This is a genomic window from Paraburkholderia sp. SIMBA_030 (assembly GCF_046535245.1).
In the GTDB taxonomy this organism is placed as follows: domain Bacteria; phylum Pseudomonadota; class Gammaproteobacteria; order Burkholderiales; family Burkholderiaceae; genus Paraburkholderia.
Genome location: NZ_JAWRXB010000934.1, coordinates 1 through 259, shown reverse-complemented (window position 1 = coordinate 259; position 259 = coordinate 1). Strand labels below are relative to the sequence as shown.

General features: G+C 46.3%; 1 protein-coding gene. It reads right to left on the bottom strand.

What is annotated here, in order from left to right; translation table 11 throughout:
- Window positions 1–259 (bottom strand): hypothetical protein (locus tag SB772_RS42770; protein WP_410838868.1); only part of this gene is annotated, 259 nt, incomplete at both ends.

Genomic DNA, 259 nt, shown 5'->3' with positions numbered 1-259 from the left:
GTAGGGCTTTGATTTGCTCGATGCGGTTTTCTTGTTGAGCAGTGGGGTAGTAAAAATAGAAGATTTCCCCAGTCATCTTATCTAGGGTCAATCCATCTAGATACACGCCAAACTTAAATGGTTCAAAGGCTTCGCTTGCTTTTGCATTGAGGCTAGGTTCAAAGAAGTTCACGCAGTCATAACCCAAATACCCGACTAGACCACCGCTTTGATCGCGAGCGATGACATGCTGCGGCGTTATGTCGCGCAGTAGCTGATA